This is a genomic window from Bradyrhizobium sp. Leo170, assembly GCF_004296405.1.
In the GTDB taxonomy this organism is placed as follows: domain Bacteria; phylum Pseudomonadota; class Alphaproteobacteria; order Rhizobiales; family Xanthobacteraceae; genus Bradyrhizobium.
This window is the reverse complement of the sequence record NZ_PSRR01000547.1, coordinates 1-3365: the sequence shown is the minus strand read 5'-3', so window position 1 is coordinate 3365 and position 3365 is coordinate 1. Positions and strand designations below refer to the sequence as shown.

General features: G+C 66.7%; 3 protein-coding genes. 1 reads left to right on the top strand and 2 read right to left on the bottom strand.

All coding sequences use genetic code 11. From position 1 onward, the window contains the following. Both CWO89_RS42175 and CWO89_RS42170 read right to left on the bottom strand, forming a co-directional pair. Window positions 1-1059 (bottom strand): FtsX-like permease family protein (locus CWO89_RS42175; protein WP_130584123.1); only part of this gene is annotated, 1059 nt, incomplete at its 3' end. Next, a complete protein-coding gene (locus CWO89_RS42170; protein ID WP_130584122.1) occupies window positions 1056-1730 on the bottom strand; it encodes an ABC transporter ATP-binding protein in 675 nt (224 codons plus the stop codon). The genes CWO89_RS42170 and CWO89_RS42175, both read right to left, overlap by 4 nt. Before the next feature lie 132 nt (window positions 1731-1862). On the opposite strand from CWO89_RS42170, the gene CWO89_RS42165 reads away from it, so the two are divergent. Beyond that, on the top strand, window positions 1863-3155 hold the full coding sequence (locus CWO89_RS42165) for an MFS transporter (protein WP_130584121.1): 1293 nt from the start codon (window positions 1863-1865) through the stop codon (window positions 3153-3155). Window positions 3156-3365 lie beyond the last annotated feature (210 nt).

Sequence of the window (3365 nt, the reverse complement as noted above, 5' to 3'; positions counted from 1 at the left end):
CGCCAGCGCGCCGAGGATGCTGATCGCGATGCCGGCGAGCCACCACTCGGGCTTGAGCGTCAGTTGCCCCGGGATCTGTGCGCCATAGAGCCCGCGCAACGAGGCGGCGACGTCAGGCAGCAGCGCCGCCGCGATGAAATAGCCGCACACCAGTCCCACCAAGCCCGCGACGAGCGCAAGCGACACCAGCTCTAGCACCTGCACGCTGTTCAGCATCCGCGCCGACACGCCGCAGGCGCGCAAGGTGCGCAGCATCGGCAGCCGCTGCTCGAAGGCAAGCCCGATCGCGGAGTTGACAATGAACAGGCCGACGAAGAACGACAACAGCCCGAACGCGGTCAGGTTGAGGTGAAAGCTGTCGGTGAGGCGCTCGAGGTCGGTTTCCGCATTGGGCTCGACCAGGCGCAGCCTGTCGCCCACAATGCTTTCCAGCGGCGCGCGGCTGGCGCTGGATTTTCCGATCAGCAATCGTGAGATCTGATCCGGCATCTTCAGGGTCTGCTGCGCGATCCCGATATCGACCACGAGGACGCCGGGCACGAGCTGTGGCTGCACGCGGAGTGGCGGCAGCAGCACGCCGCTATTCGACGACGGCCGCTCGCCCTCTTTCACGCCAAGGTCCGCCAGCGTCTCCGGCGCCACCAGCATCTCGCCGGGCGGCGTGACGAAGGACTGCAGATCAGTCCGGCCGATCACGGGCGCAGTGCTGACTTCGCCCGGCAGCGTCACCGGCTCGATGCCGAGCAGCCGGAACGATCGTCCGTCGATCTGCGCGCGTCCTTCGACCACGGGCGAAACCGGCCAGCCGGCGCGGCGCAGATCGACGAAGAGCTGTTGCGGAAAACCGACGCTGTCGCGACTGATGAGCATCGCCGTGCGGGTGCCGCCGAAGGTCGCCGCCGCGCGATCATAGGCGTTGCGCGCCTGCTGGTTCAGCGCCTGCACGCCGCTCCACAGCGCGGTCGCCGAGATCAATCCGATCAGCAGCGTCGCAAGCTGCATCGGATGCCGACGCCAGTGGCTGAGCAGGACCGCCAGTGTCCACAGCGCCCGCCTCATGCGATCACCCCCGCATGCAAATTGACCTGGCGGTCGAGCAATGCTGCGAGCCGCGCGCTGTGCGTCACCATCAGGAAGCCGCAGCCGGTTCGCGCCACCAAATCGCGCGCCAGCGCCAGCACCTCGTCGGCTGTCTCCTCGTCGAGATTGCCGGTCGGCTCGTCCGCGAGCAGCAACAGCGGCTTGGGCGCCAGCGCGCGGCCGATCGCCACCCGCTGCTGCTGGCCGCCGGACAATTGCTCAGGATATCGCTTCAAGAGATGCGCCAGCCCAAGCCGCTCCACCAGCTCGTCGTGCCATTTCGGATCATGCCGTCCGGCGATCCGCGACTGAAAGGTAAGATTGTCCGAAACGGTCAGGCTCGGGATCAGGTTGAATTGCTGGAACACCAGCCCCAGCCGGTCGCGGCGCAGCGCCGCACGGCCGGCATCGCCGAGCTCGGAAAGGCTGACGCCGTCGAGGATGATCTCGCCGCCGTCGGCGGCGTCGAGCCCGGCGATCAGGTGCAATAGCGTGCTCTTGCCGCTGCCGGATTCGCCGGTCAGCGCCACGCTTTCGCCCGCGGCGACCGCAAGATTGACGCCGCGCAGCACCGCGATGTCCTCGCCGGCCGAACGGTAGCCTTTCCTCAGGCCGGTGACCTCGAGCACGGGGCGGTTTCCACTTGCCATGCGCTGTCGATGCCACGGCAGGGCCGGCAGGTCAAAATCCGCGGTTGCCTAGTCAGGAAACCCAAGGCTAGCATCCCATCAGGGCCGGCCGGCAGAGCCGAGCAAGCGAGAAAACCACGGGGAGAGCCAAGCATGACCGCACAGCCGACGCCGAAAGGCGCCTGGAAGATCACCTTCCTCCTGTTCCTGTTCATGCTGGTGAACTTCGCGGATAAGATCGTAGTCGGCCTCGCCGGCGTGCCGATCATGACCGAACTGAAGCTCGATCCCGAGCAGTTCGGCCTGCTCGGCTCCTCGTTCTTCTTCCTGTTCTCGATCTCGGCCATCGTGGTCGGCTTCATCGTCAACCGCGTCGAGACGCGCTGGGTGCTGTTGGTGCTGGCGCTGATCTGGGCGCTGGCGCAGTTCCCAATGGTCGGCACCATCGGCTTCACCACGCTTCTGATCTGCCGCATCATCCTCGGTGCCGGCGAGGGGCCCGCCGCATCGGTGGCGGCTCACGCCATCTTCAAATGGTTCCCTGATGAGAAGCGCACCTTGCCGATTGCGATCCTGTCGCAGGGCTCGGCGTTCGGCGTGATCCTGGCGGTGCCCGCGCTGAACTGGATCATCGTCAATCATGACTGGCACTATGCGTTCGGCGCGCTCGGGATCGTCGGGCTGATGTGGGTGGCGGCGTGGGCGATCCTCGGCAAGGAAGGCCCGCTGGTGGAGAGCGCGGCGACGGCGGCCGGCGAGCCGCGCATTCCCTATTCGCGGCTTTTGACTTCGCGGACCTTCGTCGGCTGCATCGCCGCCACCTTCGGCGCGTACTGGGCGCTGTCGCTCGGGCTGACCTGGTTCACGCCCTTCATCGTCAAGGGATTAGGCTATTCGCAGCATCAGGCCGGTTTCATCTCGATCCTGCCATGGGTGTTCGGCGCCGTCGTCGTGATGCTGACGGGCTGGATTTCGCAGTCGATGCTGGCGCGCGGTTTCACCACCCGCGGCGCGCGCGGCGTGCTCGGCTCGGCGCCGCTGATCGTCGGCGGCACGATCATGGCCGTCATGCCCCATGTCGCGCCGGGCGGACTGACGATCGCGCTGCTCGTGTTCGGCTCCGGCCTCTGCGGGTCGATCTACGTGGTCTGCGCACCGATGATCGGCGAGTTCACGCCGGTGTCGCAGCGCGGCGCCGTGATCGCGATCTACGGCGCGCTCTACACCCTCGCCGGCATCGTGGCGCCCGCGGTCATGGGCAGCGTGATCCAGCACTCGGCCAGTCTGTTCGACGGCTACATGACCGGCTTCACCATCAACGCCGCGATCATGATCGCATCCGGACTGCTCGGCCTGCTGCTGCTCTGGCCCAACACCGAACGCGCCAGGCTGCGCGACGCGGTCGCGCCCTCAAGCGAACTGAAGAGCGCGGTATCGCCGACGTAGCTTCGGTGCAATTGCGCTAATACTGCATCCGCGTACTCGAAGCGCCTCTCCCCTTGTGGGAGAGGCCGGATTTCGCGCGCAAGCGGGAAATCCGGGTGAGGGGTCTGCCTCCGCAAGCTCAAGTCCCTCGATAGACCGCACCCCTCACCCGCATCGCATTCCGCTTCGCTGCATGCGATACGGCCTCTCCCACAAGGGGAGAGGCGGGAG